The sequence below is a fragment of the Acetobacter nitrogenifigens DSM 23921 = NBRC 105050 genome (assembly GCF_000429165.1).
GTDB lineage: Bacteria > Pseudomonadota > Alphaproteobacteria > Acetobacterales > Acetobacteraceae > Acetobacter > Acetobacter nitrogenifigens.
On record NZ_AUBI01000020.1, the window covers coordinates 18866 to 41151 of the forward strand.

General features: G+C 60.7%; 20 protein-coding genes. 5 read left to right on the forward strand and 15 right to left on the reverse strand.

Going from position 1 to position 22286, the window contains the following annotated elements; all coding sequences use genetic code 11:
- Window positions 1-90 precede the first annotated feature (90 nt).
- On the forward strand, window positions 91-1389 hold the full coding sequence (locus G442_RS22870; protein ID WP_051292441.1) for an alkaline phosphatase family protein: 1299 nt from the start codon (window positions 91-93) through the stop codon (window positions 1387-1389).
- A 197-nt stretch (window positions 1390-1586) separates the two neighbouring features.
- Here the strand turns inward: G442_RS22870 and adhP are convergent, their stop codons facing one another.
- From adhP to gltX, 7 genes are all read right to left on the reverse strand, one after another.
- Window positions 1587-2612 carry an alcohol dehydrogenase AdhP gene (gene adhP, locus G442_RS0116355; RefSeq protein ID WP_026398855.1) on the reverse strand — a complete coding sequence of 342 codons (1026 nt, stop codon included), beginning with the start codon at window positions 2610-2612 and terminating at the stop codon, window positions 1587-1589.
- Between the two features lie 195 nt (window positions 2613-2807).
- Window positions 2808-3326 (reverse strand): hypothetical protein, encoded by a 519-nt coding sequence (locus G442_RS0116360; protein ID WP_026398856.1) that lies wholly within the window; start codon window positions 3324-3326, stop codon window positions 2808-2810.
- On the reverse strand, window positions 3319-4755 hold the full coding sequence (locus tag G442_RS24555) for an HD domain-containing protein (RefSeq protein WP_084440663.1): 1437 nt from the start codon (window positions 4753-4755) through the stop codon (window positions 3319-3321). The genes G442_RS0116360 and G442_RS24555 overlap by 8 nt, the downstream gene beginning before the upstream one ends.
- Before the next feature lie 374 nt (window positions 4756-5129).
- Entirely contained in the window at window positions 5130-5756 is a 627-nt protein-coding gene (plsY, locus tag G442_RS0116370) for a glycerol-3-phosphate 1-O-acyltransferase PlsY (RefSeq protein ID WP_035376800.1), read from the reverse strand.
- Complete coding sequence (locus tag G442_RS0116375) at window positions 5753-7108, reverse strand: dihydroorotase (protein ID WP_026398859.1); 1356 nt, start codon at window positions 7106-7108, stop codon at window positions 5753-5755. Before G442_RS0116375 ends, plsY begins: the two co-directional genes overlap by 4 nt.
- Window positions 7105-8064 (reverse strand): aspartate carbamoyltransferase catalytic subunit, encoded by a 960-nt coding sequence (locus tag G442_RS0116380; RefSeq protein WP_026398860.1) that lies wholly within the window; start codon window positions 8062-8064, stop codon window positions 7105-7107. The genes G442_RS0116375 and G442_RS0116380 overlap by 4 nt, the downstream gene beginning before the upstream one ends.
- Entirely contained in the window at window positions 8057-9460 is a 1404-nt protein-coding gene (gene gltX, locus G442_RS0116385) for a glutamate--tRNA ligase (protein WP_026398861.1), read from the reverse strand. The genes G442_RS0116380 and gltX overlap by 8 nt, the downstream gene beginning before the upstream one ends.
- Before the next feature lie 356 nt (window positions 9461-9816).
- Between gltX and G442_RS0116390 the strand changes: the two genes are divergently transcribed.
- The 4 genes from G442_RS0116390 to G442_RS24085 all read left to right on the forward strand — a co-directional run bounded on the left by G442_RS0116390 (window position 9817) and on the right by G442_RS24085 (window position 12183).
- On the forward strand, window positions 9817-10386 hold the full coding sequence (locus tag G442_RS0116390) for a hypothetical protein (RefSeq protein WP_026398862.1): 570 nt from the start codon (window positions 9817-9819) through the stop codon (window positions 10384-10386).
- Between the two features lie 349 nt (window positions 10387-10735).
- On the forward strand, window positions 10736-11176 hold the full coding sequence (locus G442_RS0116395; RefSeq protein ID WP_146882601.1) for a hypothetical protein: 441 nt from the start codon (window positions 10736-10738) through the stop codon (window positions 11174-11176).
- Window positions 11173-11367, forward strand: a complete 195-nt coding sequence (locus G442_RS0116400; protein ID WP_026398864.1) for a hypothetical protein — start codon at window positions 11173-11175, stop codon at window positions 11365-11367. The genes G442_RS0116395 and G442_RS0116400 overlap by 4 nt, the downstream gene beginning before the upstream one ends.
- Window positions 11368-11517: 150 nt before the next feature.
- Window positions 11518-12183, forward strand: a complete 666-nt coding sequence (locus tag G442_RS24085) for a peptidoglycan-binding domain-containing protein (RefSeq protein WP_051292442.1) — start codon at window positions 11518-11520, stop codon at window positions 12181-12183.
- 132 nt (window positions 12184-12315) lie between these two features.
- On the opposite strand, the gene G442_RS0116410 is transcribed toward G442_RS24085, so the two are convergent.
- The 8 genes from G442_RS0116410 to G442_RS0116445 form a co-directional block, all read right to left on the reverse strand.
- Window positions 12316-13830 (reverse strand): sodium:solute symporter family protein, encoded by a 1515-nt coding sequence (locus G442_RS0116410; protein WP_026398865.1) that lies wholly within the window; start codon window positions 13828-13830, stop codon window positions 12316-12318.
- Window positions 13827-14006: a DUF3311 domain-containing protein gene (locus tag G442_RS0116415; RefSeq protein WP_026398866.1), complete on the reverse strand. Its 180-nt coding sequence runs from the start codon at window positions 14004-14006 to the stop codon at window positions 13827-13829. Before G442_RS0116415 ends, G442_RS0116410 begins: the two co-directional genes overlap by 4 nt.
- A 161-nt stretch (window positions 14007-14167) precedes the next feature.
- Entirely contained in the window at window positions 14168-16375 is a 2208-nt protein-coding gene (locus G442_RS0116420) for a TonB-dependent receptor (RefSeq protein ID WP_026398867.1), read from the reverse strand.
- Window positions 16376-16560: 185 nt separating this feature from the next.
- On the reverse strand, window positions 16561-17100 hold the full coding sequence (locus tag G442_RS22880; RefSeq protein WP_051292443.1) for a DUF2946 family protein: 540 nt from the start codon (window positions 17098-17100) through the stop codon (window positions 16561-16563).
- Between the two features lie 166 nt (window positions 17101-17266).
- A complete protein-coding gene (locus tag G442_RS0116430; protein WP_026398868.1) occupies window positions 17267-17878 on the reverse strand; it encodes a LutC/YkgG family protein in 612 nt (203 codons plus the stop codon).
- On the reverse strand, window positions 17875-19446 hold the full coding sequence (locus G442_RS22885) for a lactate utilization protein B (protein ID WP_051292444.1): 1572 nt from the start codon (window positions 19444-19446) through the stop codon (window positions 17875-17877). Before G442_RS22885 ends, G442_RS0116430 begins: the two co-directional genes overlap by 4 nt.
- Window positions 19443-20186 carry a (Fe-S)-binding protein gene (locus G442_RS0116440; protein WP_026398869.1) on the reverse strand — a complete coding sequence of 248 codons (744 nt, stop codon included), beginning with the start codon at window positions 20184-20186 and terminating at the stop codon, window positions 19443-19445. The genes G442_RS22885 and G442_RS0116440 overlap by 4 nt, the downstream gene beginning before the upstream one ends.
- A 281-nt stretch (window positions 20187-20467) precedes the next feature.
- Window positions 20468-22153: an alpha-keto acid decarboxylase family protein gene (locus G442_RS0116445; protein WP_026398870.1), complete on the reverse strand. Its 1686-nt coding sequence runs from the start codon at window positions 22151-22153 to the stop codon at window positions 20468-20470.
- Window positions 22154-22286 lie beyond the last annotated feature (133 nt).

Here is a 22286-nt window from a genome sequence, read left to right on the forward strand (position 1 = left end):
CCCGCGCGTGGATGCTTCATGAAAGCATGAAGCAGACCACAGCCCCGAAGGCGCTACGCCAGCCGGGGCTCCTCACAAGCGAGCGAACCTATGAAGCGCCCTCTTTCGAAGACCCTCGACACATCCCGCCTGAAACGGCTGGGACTCAGCGGCGCAATCGTGCTGCTGCTCGCCGCCTGCGCGCATGACGCGACGCAGTCGGCGCAAGGCCCCCAGCCCACTCCGGTCATCCTCGTCTCCATCGACGGGTTCCGCCCCGATTACCTCAAGCGCGACGTCACGCCGAACCTGAACGCCCTCGCCGCGTCCGGCGTGCTGGCCGACGGAATGCGCCCGTCCTACCCCTCCATCACATTCCCCAATCACTACACCCTCGTGACCGGCCGCCGTCCCGACGAAACAGGCGTCGTCGGCAACACGATGGACGATCCCGCCATCGCCAACGAACATTTCAGCCTGGGCAACCGCACCGCGCTGATCGATCGCCGCTGGTGGGACGAGGCCGAGCCGATCTGGGTCACCGCCGAAAAACAGGGCGTGCGCAGCTCCACCCTCTTCTGGCCCGGTTCGGAAGCCGACATCCACGGCGTGCGCCCGTCCGACTGGCTGCCGTTCAACTCGAAAATGTCGTCCAACGACCGCGTCGATCACCTTCTCGGCTGGTTCGACCGCACGCCCGACAAGCGCCCCCGCTTCGCCACGCTGTATTTCGACATCGTCGATCACTCCGGCCACGAAAACGGACCGAACGCGCCGGAAACCACGCAGGCCGCAGCCACGGTCGACACCGCCATCGGGCGGCTGGTCGAGGGCCTGAAATCGCGCGGGATCAAGGCCGACATCATCGTCGTGTCCGATCACGGCATGGCCGCGATCAGCGACAGGCGCGTCATCCATGTGGAAAGCCTGAGCCCCGCCAAGACCTTTCACATGGTCGTCGGCGGCGCTTACGCCGGGATCGACCCGACGCCGGGCAACGAGGCCGTGCTCGCCGCCAACCTGACCAAAAAACACGCCCATGTCGTCTGCTGGGCGAAGGCCGACATCCCCGAGCGACTGCATTACGGCCACAACGCCCGCGTGCCCGCCTTCGTCTGCATGCCCAACGACGGCTGGGTGATCGAAGCCGGGAAGTGGAAGCCGCATAACCCGAACGGCGGTGATCATGGCTACGACAATCAGGAACCGGACATGACGGCGACCTTCCTCGCCAGCGGCCCTGCGTTCCAGCCGGGAACGCATATCGCAACGTTCGACAACGTCGATGTCTATCCGCTGGTCATGACCCTTCTGGGCCTGAAACCGCTGCCGTCGGATGGAACCATCGCGCCGTTCACGCCCGTGCTGAAGCAAGGCGCCTCGACGGGCACGCCCGCTGCGAGCCATTGACCTTTATGCCAGGGGCGCCTGATTCCGGCTCGTAAAGGGGGAAGGCAAGGGCGCTGCCCTTGACCCGCCAAAGGCCGGGGGCCTTTGGAAACCGGTTTGTTTAACAAAAATCGGGGTGAAGGGGACAAGTCCCCTTCCGGGTTCGGGCGGAGCCCGACCTTCCATTCAGGATGGTCTCTATGCGGGACCGGCGCCTATCAGTTCCTGAAGTCGATGACGATGCGGCCTTCCACGCGGCCGTGTTCCAGATCGTCGAAAATCTGGTTGATGTTCTCCAGCCTGTCCGCCTTCACGACAGACCGCACCTTGCCATCCGCGAAGAACGACAGCGCCTCGATCATGTCGAGCCGCGTCCCCACGATGGACCCGCGCACCGTCGTCCCGGCCATCACCATGTCGAAGATCGAAATCGGGAATTCCCCCGGCGGCAGACCCGTCAGCACGATGGTCCCGCCACGGCGCGGATAACCCATCGCCTGCGCGAAGGCCGAACGGGACACAGCCGTCACCAGCACGCCATGCGCGCCGCCAACTTTCTTCTGAATCGCCGCCGCCGGATCTTCATCCTTCGCGTTGACGACGAACGCAGCGCCCAGTTCCTTCGCCTCCGCCAGCTTGGCGTCGTCGATATCGACCGCAATGACGTTCAGACCCATAGCCACGCCGTACTGAACCGCCATCTGCCCCAGACCGCCGACGCCCGACACCGCGACCCAGTCGCCCGGCTTCGTGTCGGTCATCTTCAGGCCCTTGTAGACCGTAAGCCCCGCGCACAGCACCGGCGCAACATGCAGCGGATCGACGCCCGCGGGGATATGCGCGACGTAGTTCGGATCGGCCACGACATATTCGGCGAAACAGCCATTCACCGAATATCCCGTGTCCTCCTGCTTTTCACACAGCGTCTCCCACCCGCCGTAGCAGTGCTCGCAATGCCCGCAGGCCGAATGCAGCCACGGCACGCCGACGACGTCCCCCTCCTTCACCCATTTCACATTGCTTCCAACCCGCGCCACGCGGCCCACGCCTTCATGCCCCGGAATAAACGGCAGGGTCGGCTTGGCGGGCCAGTCGCCGCTTACGGCGTGCAGGTCGGTGTGGCACACGCCACATACGTCGACCTTCACGAGAATCTGGTTCTCGTCGATCGTCGGGATTGCGAGTTGCTCGATGGTCAGCGGCTTGCCGAATTCGCGGCAGACGGCGGCTTTCATGGTGGTCATTGTGGTGGTTTCTCCCCTTCGTCATGGCCCTAGGTGTGGGGGGCAATGTCCGGGAGTGCATTTGCCCGAAAAACGAGAGGTTGGCCTTGATTTGACCCCGCACTAGATAACGTTTTTGGAGAGAGGGAGCGAATGCCCGCTATTGGACAAAATCGTAAAAAAGCGGCCATTCACATAATTAGGATACTTTGGCAGTCATGCATCCGGTAGAAGCGGTAAGGGGCGTACGGTTTTTAGGGCTCTTAATTTCTTATACCCCTCCATCGCTTGCTCAATCCTTCCATTAGCAGCCTTTTCTGGCTTACGGCGTCGGGTTTCAGCCCAAGGATCACTCCTGTGCTCAGCAACGAAAAGAAAAGCAGCCGTGGCAGCAAGCTCTAGTTCGATAGCGTTAATGCTTTTTGCCGTCTTGACAAACAAACTTCTCTCTGTAGTCGCCGGAGAATCTTGCCCGCAAATTTTGAAGATCGAGTATTTCCCGCCCCAACTGGCTTGCCTCTCCTCCTCGACAACATAACCAAGAGCCACCGCAATATCCATGCCCTGAGCCAGCCCCTCACTAAACGGACCATAGTGACGGTATTCAAACTCAAACTCTTCACCAAAACCAGCCAGTTGCGACAGGTAGGCTATTTTCTGCAAGCGAGTACGACCTACTAGCTCTCCTCCCGCATCGCCTATGATTTGTGCTGCGGCCACGTTCGGATCATGCATTGCTTTGAACCCCCTTCGCAATCTCTGTTCTCATCGTGTTCTCTACCAATTCTCTCGCATGAGTGTCACCCCGAAACACGTAAGCACGAGAGATTGAAAAAGTTTCTGCCGCGGCGATTACCGGAGATAAATCGGCCATATCTGTCAGTTGTGCTTCGCTGGATCGAAGTAAAATCCGATTTAAAGGCGTATCAGAATCTTGGTACCTTTTATAGGGTGCTCTGTCATACCGATCGAGAAAAATGGGTGTCGACGAGCCCTCCCCAGATTCAGGAAGCCGTTTCAAAGCAGTTTCGATTCTTGTACATACAAGAGTAGCGCGTGCATGGTGCTGCACCCTATTATCGTTGGCGTTTGCGAGCAGTTCTCTCTCGACATGACGGCGAATATCAATGCACTCAGGCAACAACCTATCCTTGAGACACAAGGCCAAATTCTGAATTTCTTTATCTCTAGCTTCAACAAGCATCGGCAACGCACCCCAGAAGACTGCATCATCCAATTCTAAAGCTCTTGTTAATTCATTAGCATTTTTTGCAAATTTAATAATCGGATGAGTAAGAGGCAACCCAGTCCGATCCTCCTGACTTGCTCCCAAACTTAACAAACGCTGCATGAGGGCACCGAACACCTTTTCAGCCCCTCGAGTTGTCTTATGCAGATATACATTTGGGTACAGGTGGAATAGAGATAGCACATAACTTTCAGCAGTTTGAATAGCTTTAGGTCCCAGGACCAGTGTTTCTACAGAACCGGTAGTATCTTCGTCCGCTCCTGTAGAAACTGATGCAACCTGGAGATTGGCAAGCAGCCACGTAAGATCTATCCCACTACTCTGAACTCCAGTCATCATGCGATCTCTCTGCATGTAATCCAATCTATCAGCATCGAATTGGCTAGAAACAACTGAATCATATAGATTTCCAGGTTCTTTTCGACCTATTAAATCAGCAACATCATTTGCGAAACCGCTCCCCAATTCTTTGGTTAAAACGGATGCTATTTCGGTATTCCGAATAATTTCTTCACTGACGGTCTCATGCTGCGCCATCCGTAAACCCAATGACTTTCCAACGGTTTCAAAGGCGTGACTAAACATCCCGTGGCCAACATCGTGTACCAATGCAGCCGCTAGCGCGACTTGCGCTTGATGTTCCTTGAATTGTTGATTGCCAGAATTTTCACTGATGTGCTGCCTGACAACCCGCATCAGAGCTCTTGCAGTGTGAAAAACCCCCAAGCTGTGTGCAAAGCGAGTGTGGGTCGCTCCTGGAAATACAAACTCAGAAAACCCCAGTTGTCGAACTCGACGCAACCTTTGAAAGGGGGGAGATTGAATAACACTCCAAAGCGCTTGCTCAAATTGACTACGGTCAAATTCGATTAAATTGTGAACTGGGTCACGAACACGTTGCAATTTGGATTTCATTACAATTTCCCAATTAAATTATTACAGTAATTATACACCCAGATTTGTCAAAACATCAACTTTTTACCTTTCATAACTCTAATTCGAAATCTTTACATATTACTAAATTAAGTAAAATAATTTGAACGAATACGGCCGATTTGAAGTGGCATTATACCTCTCTGCAGTTGCACTACCAAGCCTCGATGATTGATCGAGCCACAAAGATTTTCCGAAACCCTGCTTGTCACAAACGAAGCTATTAGAGCTTCGACAAACCCAGTTTCATGAATGCATTGCAAAAACAATCACTTCTCCTATCAGACCATGACCGCCATGGAGAAATCACTATTTTCAACCGGATGTTCGACAAGAGGGCCGGAAACATACACCCCCTACTTCCCGATCCTCGGCTCCGTCCCATTCAACAACCGCACAATATTCGCGTGATGCCGCACAAAGATCAGCACCGCGATCAACACCCCCGCCAGCGGCTTTGGCGACGCTGAAAACGAAAACCCCGCCAGCGCCATCAGGACCAGCGGCATCACGGCGAAGGCCAGCAGCGCGCCCGCCGAGGAAATGCGCGTCAGCTTCGCGCCCAGCAGCCAGACGGCGCAGCCCGCAAGCCCTGCGGGCCATGACAGCGCCATCACCGCGCCCAGCCCCGTTGCGACGCCTTTCCCGCCCTTGAAGCCCAGCCAGAGCGGGAAGCAGTGGCCCAGCACGGCAAACACCGCCGCCACGCACATCGCCTGCGCGCCCATGTCCGGCGGCGTCATGACCCATGCGATGGCGACCGCGACGGCGCCCTTGACGGCGTCCAGAGCCAGCGTCGCCGCCGCAAGATCCTTGCGCCCGGTGCGCAGCACGTTGGTGGCGCCGATATTGCCGGAGCCCACCTTGCGGATATCGCCTTCGCCGGACAGCGCGGTCAGCACCAGCCCGAACGGCACGCTGCCGAGCAGGTAGGACAGAAACGCGATCGCGCCCATCAGCAGCGCGGGAGAGTTCTCGATCATTGCGCCTCCCCCCCGAGCACCCGCAATCCGTCTTTCCATGTGCCGAGCACGCGGCCTTCCAGCGCGCGCCCGTCGAACGGCGTGTTCTGCGCGTGACCGGGCAGCGATCCCGCCACGACGCGCCAGGCGCGATCCGGGTCGAACAGGCAGAGATCGGCAGAATGTCCGGCGGTCAGCGCCCCGGCCGGACGCCATCCGCCCCGCGCGCGGGACGGTGTGACGGCCGTCGTTTCCCTGTCGAGCCCCAGCAGCGCGGCCGGACGGCTGGTCAGCAGCGCCACCGCGTCGAGCAGCGACAGCGTGCCATCGTGATACCGGGTGAGCGTGACGCCCAGCAGCGTCGCAAGCCCCGTGCCGCCCGCCGCCGCCTGCGCGAACGGCAGGCGCTTGTCGTCGGCGTCGCGCGGGGTGTGGTCGGAGGCCACGGCGTCGATGGTGCCGTCCGCAAGGGCCGCGCAGATCGCAAGCCGGTCGGCCTCCGCGCGCAGCGGCGGGGAGAACTTGGCGTAGGTTCGGAAATCGCCAATAGCGTTCTCGTTAAGATCAAAATACTGCGGCGCCGTGTCGCATGTGACGGCAAGACCCCGCTGCTTCGCGCGGCGGATCAGTTCGACGCCTTCTCCGGTGGAGACGTGGCCGAAATGCAGCCGCCCGCCGGTCAGCTCCGCAAGGCGGATGTCGCGCGCGATCATGATCGCCTCTGCGGCGGTCGGGATGCCCGGCAGGCCGAGGCGTATCGCAAGTTCCCCGTCCGTGGCGCAGCCGGAGCCCGCCAGAGACGGCTCCTCCGGGTGCTGCACGACCATGCCGCCGAAACCGCGTGCGTAGGTCAGGGCGAGTTTCATCAGCCGGGCGGAGGCGATGGCCTGTGCGCCGTCGGTGAACGCCACGGCGCCTGCTTCGCGCAGCAGCCCGATTTCGGCCAGTTCGCCGCCCTTGCAGCCCTTCGTGACCGCGCCATACGGCAGCAGGGTCAGCGATCCGGGATCGTCTCCGCGCGAACGGAGCAGCCGCACCATGGCCGGGTCGTCGATGGGCGGCGTTCCCGTTGGCAGCACCGCGACGGTGGTGACGCCGCCTGCGAAGGCCGCGCGCGTGGCGGATTTCACGGTCTCCCGATACTCGTGGCCGGGCTCGCCGATTTCGACGCGGATATCCACGAGGCCGGGGCACAGGACCGCGCCCCCGCCCTGCACGATTTCAGCGCCCTCCGGCGCGCCTTCGGCGCCGGGCAGGTCGTGATCTGCGATCCTGCCGCCGCGAACCAGCAGGCGACCGGGACGGTCCAGCCCGCTTGCCGGGTCCAGCAGACGCACGTTCTCGAACAGGATGTCTGTGCTCTTCGCGCTCATGACACGCCTCCGCGCACCAGACGGTCGAGCACGGCCATGCGTACGGCGACCCCCATTTCGACCTGTTCCTGAATGACGCTCTGGTCGGAATCGGCGATCTGGCTGTCGATCTCGACGCCGCGATTCATCGGCCCCGGATGCATCACCAGCGCGCCGGGCTTCGCGAGATCGAGGCGGCGGCGGTCGAGGCCGTAGAAGCGGAAATATTCGCGTGCGCTGGGCACCTGCCCGCCGGACATGCGCTCACGCTGGAGACGCAGCATCATCACCACGTCGGCGTCGCGCAGCCCTTCCTCCATCGTGTAGTGGACCTCGACGCCCAATGCCGAGAACGCGCCCGGCACCAGTGTCGGCGGCCCGACGACGCGGACCTTGTTGGCCATGGCGGTCAGCAGATGGATGTTGGAGCGCGCGACGCGCGAATGCGCGACGTCGCCGCAGATCGCGACGGTCAGGCCGGAGATGCGGCCGAGATGGCGGCGGATCGTGACCGCGTCCAGCAGGGCCTGCGTCGGGTGCTCATGCGTGCCGTCGCCCGCGTTCACCACGGCGGCCTCGACCTTTTTCGCCAGCAGCGCGGGCGCGCCGGACTGGGCGTGGCGCACGACGAGGATATCGGTCCGCATGGCGTTCAGCGTCGCGGCCGTGTCGAGCAGCGTCTCGCCCTTGTTCACGGAGGACTGCGCGACCGACATGTTGATGACGTCGGCGCCCAGCCGCTTTCCGGCCAGTTCGAACGACGTGCGGGTGCGCGTGCTGTCCTCGAAGAACAGGTTGATGACCGTGCGGCCGCGCAGCAGGTCGCGCGGCGTCTTTCGGGACCGGTTCATCAGCGCATAGGTTTCGGCCAGATCGAGGATCGGCTCGATCTGGGTAGGATGCATCCCCTGCAATCCCAGCAGGTGACGCCCCGCCGGCGAGAAGAAACGCGCGCCGTCGGACCGTCCCTCAGCCATGCAGGACGGCTCCGATACGGGCCAGAACCTCGTCCTTGCCCAAGGCCGCCACCGTCGCATCGATGCCGGGCGAGGTGGTGGTTCCGGTCAGGGCCGCGCGCAGCGGCTGTGCGACCTGCCCCAGCTTATGGCCGCTATTTTCCGCGAAACGCCGCAATGCCGCATCGATTTCCGGCGCCGTGAACGGATCGACCACGGCGAGGTCTCGCGCCAGCGCGCCGAGCATGGTCCGCGCCTCCGGCGTCAGCAGTTTTTCGGCCTTGGCGTCATAGCTCAGCGGCAGGCTGCGCCCCAGGAAGGCGGCGCTGTCGGTCAGGTCGACCAGCGTGCGCGCCCGTTCCTTGAGGCCGGGCATCAGGGTGAGCACGCGCGCCCGCGTATCCTCTCCTGTGTCCACACCTTCGCGCCCGGCGAGGCGCTGCATCACTTCATCGGTCAGCCGCGCGTCGTCGGCTTCGCGCATCCACACGCCATTGATGTGCGACAGCTTGGTGTAGTCCATGCGCGAGGCCGAGCGGCCGACGCCGTCGAGGTCGAACAGGCGGATCTGCTCTTCACGCGACAGGATCTCGGCGTCGCCGTGGCCCCAGCCGAGGCGCAGGAGATAGTTGCAGAGCGCTTCCGGCAGGATGCCTTCGTCGCGGAATTCGACGACCGACTGCGCGCCGTGGCGCTTCGACAGCTTGGCGCCGTCGGGACCGTGGATCAGCGGCAGATGCGCGAAGTTCGGCGGCGTCCAGCCCATGGCGCGGTAGATCATCAACTGCCGGAAGGTGTTGGTCAGGTGATCGTCGCCGCGAATGACGTGGGTGATCTCCATGTCGTGATCGTCCACGACCACCGCGTGCTGATAGGTCGGCGTGCCGTCCGAGCGGAGGATGATCATGTCGTCCAGTTCGGCGTTGGCGACGCGCACTTCGCCCTGCACCAGATCCTGAATGACCGTCTCGCCTTCGCGCTCGGCCTTGATACGCACGGCGTAAGGAGCGCCGGGAGGGGCTTCGGACGGATCGCGGTCGCGCCACATGCCGTTGTAACGGGGGGGCTTGCCCTCCGCCATCGCCCGCTCGCGCATCTCCTTCAGCTCTTCCGGAGTGCAGAAGCACTTGTAGGCGCGGCCCGCCTCAAGCAGTTGCAGCGCGACTTCGGTATGGCGCGCCTGTCGGGTGGACTGAAACACCGGCTCCTCATCGGCGGTGATCCCCATCCAGTTCAGGCCGGCGAAGATGACGTCGACGGCCTGTTGCGTCGAACGTTCCTTGTCCGTGTCCTCGATGCGGAGGAGGAACTGACCGCCGTGGTGGCGGGCGTAGAGGAAGTTGAACAGGGCGGCGCGGGCGTTGCCGATATGCAGCAGGCCGGTCGGCGATGGGGCGAAGCGTGTGCGGATGGTCATGAGTGGCGTCCTTACCATGACATCGTCAGCGGAGCCACGGGGCATGACAGCGGGGCAGACCCGGCGCGGAGCGCGCCTTCGGCGCATGACGACGGTTACCGATTGTAACGCCTGATCGACGGTGTATTGTCGCGGCTGCATGAAAACCGTTCGAAAAGGTTCGCCGCCGAACGAAACCCTTCGTTCTCCCCTGCAAGACGTGCGGAGGGCGCATTTAGCCGGGCGTCACAGCCCGCAACTATGCGGGTCGCGGGCGACGCAAAACGGAATGAGCGACATAAAATATGCGTTGCAGTTCTGTACTCCGGTTTTCGTAAACCGCCCTTGCATGCTTCCCTTTGGCACGGAGATTTATCTTGCCTGATCTGACCTCGTGGCTTGGACGGAAACGACGCATCGCCGGGCGCGTCCTGAACCAGAAGAAACTGCCTGAATACACCTACCGCTGGGATGCGCGCTCTCCTCAGGAGATCGCGCGAGACGGCTTTGGGCCTTGGAACGAGGGCGGTGACGTCACCCTTATCGACCATGTGAACGGTAGCTACTCCTCAGGCCCTTCGCGTGGACGGGCGACCAAATATGACAGTCAGTTCGTCTCCACCGGAGCTTACGGCATGATCAAGAATCCCGACCCTTTGCTGGCGCAGGGCATGCTCGCCAAGACGCTTTACAAGATCAGGACCGGAGTAGCGGGCGCGACTGGCCCGTTCCGCGACGTGAACGACGAATTCGATCGCGCCGGGATAGAGCGTCCGTTTTCGACTCAGCGGGAATGGCTAAAAGAGGGCCGGATTCCTCCCGCCGCTATCGTCGGTTACATGACCGGGCGGTATTTTTTTGACACTTACATGAGCGTTCAGCGGATACCGGCGCAGGAGAGTCAACTGAGCGGATGGCTTCCAATGCCGCCGCCATTACCGGCGTAAGCGCCGAAGCCGCCAGACGCATCGACGCCCTGGCCCTGTCAGGCCGAACCTCCGCCAGCGTCAACACGCCACACTTACCCGCGGACAGACCTTCGCCCCGAGGACGACGGCAAAGGCCAGAGGACCGCCCCCGTTCGGATGCTGCCTAACCTCCGCGCGAAAAAATCCCCGCCTTTCTCAGGTCGCCCACAAGAATTCCCGATTTCAATTTCAGTAATATATAATTGCCAAAGACAAGTCGTATCCTTGCAATCTTAAGTCGAGAATTAAGGTGATTCCCTTTTTCATACGCCCCAGATCAAAAATTCCTAATAAAAATCTGGGATTGGCCGCCGTTATATGCTGCGCTGTGACGTCCGGACACGCATTCGCCCAATCCCCGCACCAGCCGCCGCAGGTCGAGAACAGGAAAAGTCTTTCGACAGTACAATTCGACGACCGTATTTCCATCCGTGGCGATGAAGTGACCTTTCCCAATCTCGGTTCATTCAAACTAGAATATTACGGCTCCTTTCCGGGGCAGGAGAACCAGATTTCCCCCGACGTCTACGTCATCCGCCCCGTAAGCGGCGCCGCGCACAAACAGGATCCGTTCTGCGCTTCGAAAGACAAGCCCGCACAGGGATACGTCACGTTCCTGCCGGATAAGGACGTGCTTGACCGTCCCGTCCTGATCTACACAGCTCTGGAACCCGCCTTCGTCCCGAAACGTCAGGATTCCGGCAAGGCGGCGCCGCTTCAGAGTTGCGAACAGGTCACGTTCGCCAGCCCGCAGGCGGTCGCGCAATGACGCTTGCATGGCGCGGCGGGTCGATCTCCGATGCGACCCTGACAAAAATTCGCGGCCTTATCGGTAACGGTGAGGGACGGGTGGCCCATTTCCACCTGGACAGCCGCAGTCTCGTTACGGCTGCAGTCGGATATTATTGCCCGACCGCGGAGGATGCGACGACGCTGCGCTTCCTTAACAAGACCACATGAGCGCCGGCCACGGCCGCAGAAAAGAAGAAGGAGTGGGAAACCATACAGGCGCTGTCGCCTGCGCACACACCGAACTCTCATAACGCCAAGTTCTATGAATCCAGCACGACACTCGTTAGGCCGGATGCGGAGATCACGCGGCTGTTCGACGTGAAGTTGCAAGAATTCTACGCCGGCCTGGTCGATGTTTTTTCGGGCTTCGATTCTTACCCCGAGAAAGCGAAGATCGCCCTGTTCGACATGATCTACAATCTCGGCGAAGGGCGGAACGCCGACCCCGCCCGTCACCGCAAGGCCACCGGCCTCAGACAGTTCCACACCCTGATCGCCGCCTGCCAGAACCATGACTGGGTCAAGGCCGCAGGCGCGTGCCGACGGCACGGTCCATCGGACCAGCGCAATAACGACACGAAGGCTCTTTTCCTTGCCTGCGCTGCGGAAGACCGCACGGCGCTACAGTCGGCCGCCCCGAAGAAGGCTGATCAACAACCCCAATCTCCCGCCGCGATGGCGTCGGCCGTTCCTGGGCGAGACAGGGCTCCGTATCAGCACAGGGCGCCGCTTCATCACCGCTCCATCTCCACGCGTCTGCTGCAAATCGGAAGCCGGGGACAGGACGTGCGCGCCGTGCAACGCGCGCTCAACCGCGTCCTTGCGGGCGTCAACCAGATCGAAACGGACGGCGTTTTCGGCGCAGGCACGGCTGCTGCCGTTCGCATGGCGCAATCACGCGCCAGGATACCGGCGGATGGCGTTGTCGGAGGCAACACGATGCGAATTCTGGACCTGATCGTGTCTCAACAGTCCGGGGCGTAAAACCCATACCTGCCGGATTGCAGACCGCAACGTTCCGCGACCCTGCAACAAGGAAACGGCGGCTCAAAACGAAGAAGCCCTCCGCCCTGTTTAAGGACGGAGGGCTTTCTTCATTGGAAAGCAGAGCCGTTCTTACTTCGTAACAGCGGCGCTCCCGCTCCGGCCTGCGGCCAACTGACCCGCCAGAGTGACGACGCCGACCACCAGCAGATTGACGATCAACGCGATCAGACCAGTCGAAATCAATGTCGGCGCATCGCCGCCCAGCGGCACCGCGTGAACCGGCTTCAGCCCGTCCATCCAACACAGACCCAGACCGACGAGCGTGCCGATCACCCAGCCAGCCAACATGCCGACTGACGAATACCGGATCTTGAACAGACCCATGATAAGAGCCGGGAACGTCTGCAGGATGATCACGCCGCCCAAAAGCTGAAGGTCAATGGCGAACTGTGCGTTCAGGAACAACACGCAAAACAGGGCGCCCAGCTTCACAACCAGACCGGCGATCCGCGCACCATTCACCGTGTCGTAGCGCGAGGGCAGGATGTTGTGGGTCAAAAGATTCGCCGCTCCGATCGCCATGACCGCAGCCGGAACGAGCGCACCGACCGCAATTGCTGCGAAAGCGAAGCCCACGAACCAACTCGGGAAGATTTTCTGGAACAGCAGCGGCACGACGAGCGAAGACGAATGCGTATCGACGCCAGCGACATGCGCCATGAAGCCCAGCATCGCGATCAGCCCGAGCACGATGGTGTAGATCGGCAGATACACGGCGTTCTGGCGAATCGTATCCGCCGATTTCGCCGCCAGAATGCCCGTCAGCGTGTGCGGGTACAAAAACGCGGCTAGGGCGGAGGACAATGCGAGCGTGGCGTATGGCGCCATCTGGGCCGGTTTCAGCACATGCTCGCCGTCAGGCGGCGGCAGGGTTGTGTTCATCGCCTCGAACATATGGCCGTATCCGCCGAGATGCAGCGGAATCACCGTTACTGCGGCGATTACGGCGATGTAGATCATGATGTCCTTGATGAACGCGGTCAGCGCCGGGGCATGCAGCCCGCCGAACCACGTATACGCGGCAAGCGAAACGAACGCGACGACCAGGGGCACGTCGCCCGGAAGACCGAGCGCCTCGATGACCGTGCGGATACCGATCAACTGCAACGCGATATACGGCATCACGGCGACAAGGCCCGAGGTCGCGATTGCCAGTTCCAGCGTCCGGCTGCCGAAGCGAGCCCGGACGATATCGGCGGCAGTTCCAAGCCCTGCCTTGTGCGCGATGTCCCACAGACGCGGCATGACGACAAAGATGAAGGGGTAGACGATAATCGTGTACGGCAAGGCGAAGAAGCCGTAAGCGCCTACGGCGTAAACCAGCGCCGGAACGGCGATCACCGTGTATGCGGTGTAAAAATCTCCACCGACGAGAAACCATGTGATCCATGCGCCGAACTGGCGGCCGCCCAGTCCCCAATCCTCGGCGCCGTGGCCGTCGGCCTGAACCGCCTTCTCAGGAGCCTTGTTCGACGACAGACGTCCGCGCCATCTGGACACGGTGCTACCAGCGACAATCGTTACACCGAAAAAGAGAATGAAAACGATAAGAGCCACCATGTCGGTGGACGCGCCGCCGCTCATGTTCGGCTCCCTTTCTTCCATGCGAGCCAGATGAGGACCGACGTCACGGGGACCCAGGCGAATTGATACCAGTAGAAAAACGGGAAGCCGAACAGAACCGGCGTTTGCAGGTTATAGAAAGGCAGCCACAGCAGCCCCACGAATGGTGCCAAGAGCAAAACATCGAATATTTTCATTAAGGGACCGCGTTATTTTTTATGTGGTATTGTCCGTTTCTCACTTTAAAAACGGCCCCCTCAAAGTCAATAGCCCTCGACCGTACCACGCGAACCTGTGACCGTACGCCCTTCTGCCGGAATGGTGGGTGTCAGAAGGGCGTCCATAGAGAATTCGAGTTTCAAAAGCTGGCGGTGAGACTCAGATTGAACGAGCGTCCCATGCCCTGCAATGGACCAAGAACGCCGGTCGCGTCATAGTCCCCGAGCGATAACCCGCCGAGCGGCAGATAATAGCTCTGGTTAAGAAGATTATCGATACTGGCGTCGAGAAGAAAATTTCTCCACCGATACGATCCCCCTACCCCCAGAAGAGCGTAGCCAGGCGTCCTAGGCTCGTTACGCAGCCAGTCGACCGTACTTTTTTTCTTCATCAGGGTGACTTCAACCCTTCCCGTCCAATTCTCATATTTTTCGTAGAATCCGACAAGACCGTTCGCCGGAGCCTGATGATACAGACCGGAATGCGTCACCAGATCCTGCCCGCGCACCCAGTTGACGTTCGCCCGGATTTCGCCAGTTCCCCAGGCCGAACCGTTCCACAAACGACGTGAAGCAGAGGCGTTGACGCCATAACTCTGCGCGTTGTGGTTGACGAAACGAAGTTGGGACAGGCCGCTCGAAAAATTCTCGATACGTACAACATTGATGTAATTATGGGTGTAGGTGAAATACGGCTGAATTTTTACTTCCCAGGCATGATCCCGAACGTCGCTCCACGTGATCGTCATGCTCGCCGTATTGGCCACCTCCGGCTTCAGATTCAGATTACCGACATAGCCGTTACCATCGCCAAACCAGCCGATCATCTGGCTGGACATCGCCCCCGCCCCCCACGCGTACCGTTCGTAAAGATTGGGCGAACGCGTCTTGCGGGCATAGCCCGCCTCGATCAACAACGAGTCAACTGGCCGCCAGCGCGTCAAAGCCGTCACATCGAAATTGACGTCCGTACGCCCGCGCGACGCCGCATTGAAGCGCCGCGCGGCTGAAGCGTCCGCCGACGACATCATGCTGCCCCATGAATACGGCGACACCTGCCCGGTATTCATCATCACCAGATCGTTGCGAAAGCCGAGTTCGGTCGAGAAACGCGGGGACCATTGCGCGTCCCACTCGATATAATGGCCAAGTCGATCTCGATGGCCGTCATTTACATTATGAAATGTGTTCGGCCCCATCATCATGCTTCCCTGCAACGGCGGCCACCAGTCATTCAATCCGTTGTGATCGAACGAACTGCCCAGTCGTAAGGTATGCCGCAGCCCCAGCGGTATCGTCGCCTTCAGGGAATCACCCGCCGTACGCTCGTCCGTGTTCATCGGCATGCCTGTGCTCGACGTATGCCCGCCCTTGTCGGACAGCATATCCATCGCGTGCGTCACGCGTTGCCAAAAGCCTCTCGCCTCCAGCGTTCCCCAGTCGAACGACCCGACATATTTGCCGTTGACGAAGGTCGATCGGTTGTTGGTCATATCCATGTATTGATTCGGAAACCCCTCATACGGGATGTCCTGCTGTCCCGCCGTCAGCGTCAGCGCGTGATTCTCGTGACGCATGCCAAGCGTGACTGCGTGATTGAAACTTAGGTAGCTTGTGGAACGCACCTGCGCCCCTGCTCCGCCCGTATGATAATTGCTCGCATGTGAATAGGAGCCCGAGTAGCGCAGACTCACCGTATCGTTCGCCACCGTGAGCGACCCGGACCCGCCCGAGCCTCCGCCGTTGCTACGATAATCTCCACGCACATGCCCAGTCACCAGGAGTCCGCCATCCGCCGCAAACTGCGGATCTCGCCGCTCGACCTCGATCGTACCCCCTGTGCTGTCGCCGCCGACGCTGACCGGCGTGACGCCCGCGATCGCCACCGCCTTCTCCACGCTGTCCGGATCGACATAGGACAGGGCGGGATTCATGTGATTGGGACAGGCGGCGGCGATCCGCATCCCGTCCACGAACGTCGCGACGCGATCATCCGCCATGCCGTTCAGCACCGGTAACGCCGAAACTCCACCAGCCCCGTAAGAACTGAAGCCCAGCGCGTTCCGAAATAACGACGTCGCGTCCGGACTATGCGTCGCCGCGCGTCTTATTCCGGTGACCGTCAAATACTCGCTTGCATCCGAACCCACTTTGCTGATCGGACGCGTCTGCCCCGAGAGTTTCTTCGGATTTTTGTCCGCCACCGCGGCTTTCGCTTGCAACGCAGGATCGCTCGACGTTTCAGCGGACGGCCCGATGGGAGGCGCGGCCATGGCCGAGCGGGCCAGAGCGCACCCGGCAGCCAACATGACGGACAGCGCAGACCGCTTCCAATACTGTGAGAACATTTCGTTGCTCCTGATCTGAATTTGCGGATCAGTCAGGAGAATGCGAGACAGGAACGCATGCCGCCGCCCCGCCGAGGTCACTGAATCAGTGAACGCTCACGGCGAGACCGCTCTGCATATGCCTCTATAGCAAACGCACGTATATCCGGCGTTTCGATTTCAGAAAACCAGCCTATCGCAAGCTGTTATCGCAGAAACGGACTAACCGGAAACAAGCGCTCGCCCGCACTCTCAAAGACTGAGAGACGAAGCGAGGCGAAAAACGGCGGTCCTCGTGATGGCGGCAAAGACCGGACAATCGTGGGCGGCGCACGCGGCGCGGCGCAAAGAAGGCGCACGGCGAGCCATGCCGACGATATGCCAGGTGCGAAAGGTGAAGATTCCAGAAGGAAACTGCCGATATGCAGCAACGGGCAGAGAGGGCAGGACTCGTCATGCTGTCCGCCCGCATGACCATCTTGCGAGTGTCCGCTGCCGCCGACGCAATCGTCCTGCGCCATGGCGTGAGCGCATCCGGCAACGTCCATGCCGCTCATGCCCGCCATGGCCGAGGCAGAGCCCGCCGCCGCGATGTCGACGCCGAGTAATCGGGTGATCGCCGCGCGCGGAGTCTCCATGGGCCCAGCGAACGCCTGCAGCGCAACCTGCCCCAGAAACCCCAGCAACGTCAGCGCCAGAAGCGCCAGACGCCAGCCTCGGTCGAAAGAGAAACTCCGATACGTCATCGCGAGCCGCCGGAAGACCTCCGTCAGATATCACGCCTTTGTGCGTTCGATATCCTCTAGACCTCGCACCAGCGCCCGTCCACCCGACAAGAACGCGGGACAGCTTTCGTCACGCAGCGCGGACGATCCGGGCCTCTGCTCAGAATCCGACCTTGTATTTCAGGTCTTACGTTTCGGGGCAGAAGAGCACACGCAAGGAACGTACGCCCTGCGCGCCGTGGATCAGAACGCCTTCGATGTCCGCAGTTGCGGATGGTCCGGTCTGAAAAACAGCGTATGCGTGCTGTCGCCACTCGGGACGCCGATAGGCGTGATGGAGATTAGCGACAATTTGAGTCGGGTCGAGCAACACGATCAGATGCTGCGCCAAAAAACCTGCGGTGTTCACGATCAGCCTGCTGTCCGGCAGGCACACCGAACCGGTCTCCGCGACGCCGAACGCCGCTCGGACCACGCTGACCTCCACATCCGCCAGAGACGTCGGCAGCATGTCCGGCGTAATGGCGCGAACGCCCTGCGCGTCGTCGCCAGGCAACTCCTTGACCGCGCTGGCGATGACGCCACGACCGGCGACCGCAGTCCTTAACGCAGCGATCGGGCTGTCCTCGCCATGCTCCAGAATTTTGCCGCCCATCGTCTCGGCCATCTTCTTGAACGCCGCAACCAGATCGGCCGGAGCGTTCGCATCGAAGAGCGGCACAACGGGAAGCGGGGCTTCGACTTTCGGACGATTGGCCCGGATGGCGGCGAAAATCGCCTCGCGGCTGCTGGCGCTCACGACGCATCTCCCCCCGTCTTGGCCGAGGGGTTGCTCCCCTTGCCTTTTTTTCCGTCCTTGCCGCGCTCGCGCTTGTACCACTGGTGAAAGGTTTCTCGCGGCGTGTGCGGCATCTCGCGACCGCGTGTCCATGTGTTCATCCGGTTATAGATGATGAACCGGGGCAAATGCCGCAGCGCGCTGTCGGCCAGCGGCAGGCTCGCACGATACAGGCGCGGCGATGACAGGATCGCGCCTGCCGCCTTCATCATGTTTTTCTTGAACGCTGGAATCTCATGATTTTCCGAGAGCACCTTGCGCCAACCTGCGATCTGCTCGTGAATGTTGATTTTTACCGGACAGACGTTCGTGCAGCTTCCATTCATTGTGGAGGCGAAAGGCAGCGTCGAATATTTATGTCGATTGAAAGTCGGGTCGATGATCAACCCAATCGGACCCGCATAAGTAGCGCCGTAGCTCAGCCCGCCAGACCTGCGGAACACCGGACACGTATTCATGCACGCGCCGCAACGAATGCATTTCAGGGACGTCCAGAACTGCTCCATACCGAGGCGATCGGTGCGGCCATTGTCGACCAGCACGATATGCATCTCCCCGCCCATTCGCGGACCACGGAAATGCGACGTGTATTGCGTGATCGGCGAACCAAGGGCGCTGCGCGACAGAAGACGCACGAATACAGCGAGATTCTCCAGCTTGGGTATAAGCTTTTCGATGCCCATGGAGACGATATGCAGGCCCGTCGTGTTGGCCGACAGATCCGCATTGCCTTCGTTGGTGCAGACCACAACCGATCCGGTTTCCGCCACCGCGAAATTGCAGCCGGTCATGCCGGCGTCGGCACTTAGAATAAGCGGGCGTGTCGTCTCGCGCTGCTGCTCGGCAAGGTACCCGGCGTCGGCGTTGTCGGGATCGGTGCCAAGCGTGCGCGCGAAAACGGCGGCGACGTCCGTTCGCAACTTGTGCACGGACGGCACCACGACATGGCTCGGCGCTTCGTCGTCAAGCTGCTGGATACGTTCGCCCAGATCGGTCTCGATGACCTCAACGCCGTGCTCCGCCGCGTACTCGCGAAAGCCGCACTCTTCGGTGAGCATCGACTTGCTCTTGATAAGACGCTTTGCGCCCCGCGCGCGCATGATATCGACAACGATGGCGTTGTGCTCGCCCGCGTCCTTCGCCCAGTGCACCTTCACGCCATTGGCGAGTGCGTTGCGCTCGAACTTCTCAAGGTACTGATCGAGATGCGTCAACGTATGCATCTTGATGTCGGAGGCGAGTTGCCGAAGCTCCTCCCATTCCTCGATCCCGTGCATCTGCCGGTCGCGCTTCTGACGCAAATCCCAAAGACGCTGATCGTGCATGGCCAGATGCTGCGGCGCCGCCATGAACCGCTTCGCCGCCTCCGACTGATCAACCGGTCGGCCAGGACGGATCACCGGACCACGAGGCTGCTCCTCAGGTCCGCGTGGCGGCATCGTCACGCTGGCTCCAGCCGCATGCGTCAAATGTTCCGGCGCGCCCTCTGGCGATTTACCGGCCGGAGTCTGCGGCGTAGCGGCGCTCATGCCCGCGATCCGTTCAGAATCTGGGAAATATGAATGTATTTCTGGCCCAACTGCAATCGCCGCGCACATCCCTCCTGATGCATCAGGCAGGAACTGTCAGACGACGTGACGTAATCAGCGCCCGATCGGGCCTGATCACGGGCCTTGTCCTGCCCCATGCGAGAAGAAATCCCCTCCTCGAACACCGAAAAGGTGCCGCCGAAGCCACAGCATTCATCAGGGCGAGCGATATCTACGAACTCAAGCCCCCGCACCTTTCCAAGCAGATCTTTTGGCTTGGAGAAACGCTCGTTCCGAAGCTCCGACATGCTGGCGATGCTCAGACCGCGCAGGGCGTTGCAATTATTATGCAGCGCTACCTTATGTGGAAACTCAGCCCAGGGAAAAGCATCGACTTTCAGAATGTCGTGCAGAAATTCGACCAGTTCGAAAGTCTTGGCGCGGACTGCCGTCACTTCCTCAGTCTGTTCGAGGGCCGTGAAATTACGCCGCACCTGATTCACGCAGCTGCCGGAAGGCGCCACGATATAATCGTATTCGGAGAAATTTTTGACGAAGAGTTCTTCGGTGGCCCGCGATTCCTCGTGGCAACCGGTATTGGTCATCGGCTGACCACAACATGTCTGATCAAACGGGTAATCGACGTCGAGACCGAATCGCTCAAGCAATTCCAGCGTCGCCTGACCGACCTCTGGATGAAACGCGTCGACGTAACACGGCACGAACAGCCCAACTCGCATCAACCCACCCTCTTTGCGACCATAACATCAGCGCGTCTTTGAAGATACGCACCTCTTTGACCACTTCTGGCCACACTGCATGACACTAGCGCAATATGGCCGTCTCGGAAGGCCGACTATCCATGCGCAGTGATCATGCAGACGAGGCAAATATAGGGGAGGTGATAAAACTCGCGAGAGGACTGGATAAACGCGGTCGAAAATCTGGCTCAGAATTGGCGAGCCTCGCGATCACCGTAACGTGCTCCGGGGCCGCGAGCCGCCCCGGAGCCAGACCCGACTTACGCCTTGGCGGGCGGACGGCTGTTCGCGGCGGCGACCTTCTTGCCCCAGCGAACCAGCATGTCGGTGCAATCTGTCTGACCGATATGGCACTCGATCAGGGTCGGGCCACGCGTGTTGGCCTTGGCCTTCTCGATCGCCTCGGCCAGCTCCGCGCCGTTATGCGCATGCAGGCCCAGACCATGCCCCTCGCCCGCGTTGAACGCGTCGATCAGGCCTGCGTAGTCCCAGTTCTTGATGTAGTTGTACGGACCGTCATGAATCTTGATTTCGATGACATAGCCACGGTTGTTCACCAGAAAGATGATGACCGGAACTTCGTAGCGAACCATCTGCGCCACTTCCTGCGCCGTCAGCTGGAACGAGCCGTCTCCGACCATCAGCACATGACGACGATCCGGCGCTGCGTATGCGCCGCCAAGCGCAGCCGGGACGGACCAGCCGATGCTGCCCCACTGCATTTCGCTCTCGACCTTGGCGCCGCCCGGCAGATTCATGCGGACCGCGTTGAACCAGCTGTCGCCGGTCTCGGCCGTCAGGGTGGTGTTGCCGTCGACCAGAGCGTTGATCTGGCGCGCCATCTCGTCATTCGTCAGCGCCGCATCAGGCTTCGACGCAGGAATGACATCCGGCGCGGGCTTCGCAGTCTGTCCGGTCGCCGGACGACGCGGCGCGCTCTCGGCCAGCGCAGACACGAAGGCGCCCAGATGGAAACCGGCGTAGCTGCGGCCATCGACGGTAACTTCGTTCAGGTCGGCGAGCAGCGTGTCTTCCGGCTTCGGACGGGACTGCCATCCCACTGTCGCATAATCGTTGAAGATCGGCGCGAGGCAGATCACGCCGTCCGCGCTCTCCACCAGTTCCTGCGCGCCCATCGTGCTGATCTCGCCCCAGTAAACGCCCCGGAACAGCGGATGATCCTCAGGGAAGAAGCTCTTCGCGGCGCCCATGACAGTGACTGCGCAGCCAACGCGCTCGGCCAACGCCACGATCGGTTCAAGCGAGCCCAGCGTGCGAACGCGGCTGCCGACAAGGATGACGACCTTTTCGCGAGCAGAAAGGAACTCGCCTGCGGCTTTCACGGCGGCGTCAAGGCTCACGCGGTCCGGCGTCGCTTCGGCCAGAAGGCTGGAAACCGGTCCCGGACGCACGCAGGGAGCGGCGGCGAGATTGCAGGGAATTTCGATATAGGCAGGCTTGCGCAGACGCAGCGCCGTGCGAATTGCGTGGTCGATCTGGGCCGGCGCATTCTCGGCCGAATGGATCACTTCCGCCGCGCAGGTGACGTGGCTGACCATCTCCATCTGATAGCCGTAATTGGTCGTGCCGATCGTGTGATGCAGGATATGGCCGCTGCCCTGATCGTTGGTGTTCGGGCCGCCCGAGATGAAGATAACCGGAAGGCTCTCGGCGTAAGCGCTGCCGATGGCGTTCACGGCGGACAGGGCGCCGACGTTGAACGTAACGATCATCGCTGCGGCGCCGTTGGCGCGCGCATAACCTTCAGCCGTGTAGCCGCAGTTCAGCTCATTGCAGCTGTAGATCTGACGGGTCGAACCCTCTTCCAGAAGCTGATCCAGAAGGACGAGGTTGAAATCGCCTGCGACGGCGAGATGATCCTTAAGGCCGATCTGCCCGAGACGCGCGGACAGGTAATGCCCGACGGTGAATTTCTCTGTTGTCATGAAAGACGCTCCCTGTCCTTGCGTTGATCCCCGGCGGGATCGACATCTGCGTGGAGTGTGGCGTCGTCGGTCTCATCTTACTACTATATGGAAATCGCACGATCCATATCCACTGCATATGGATCGTTGTCCA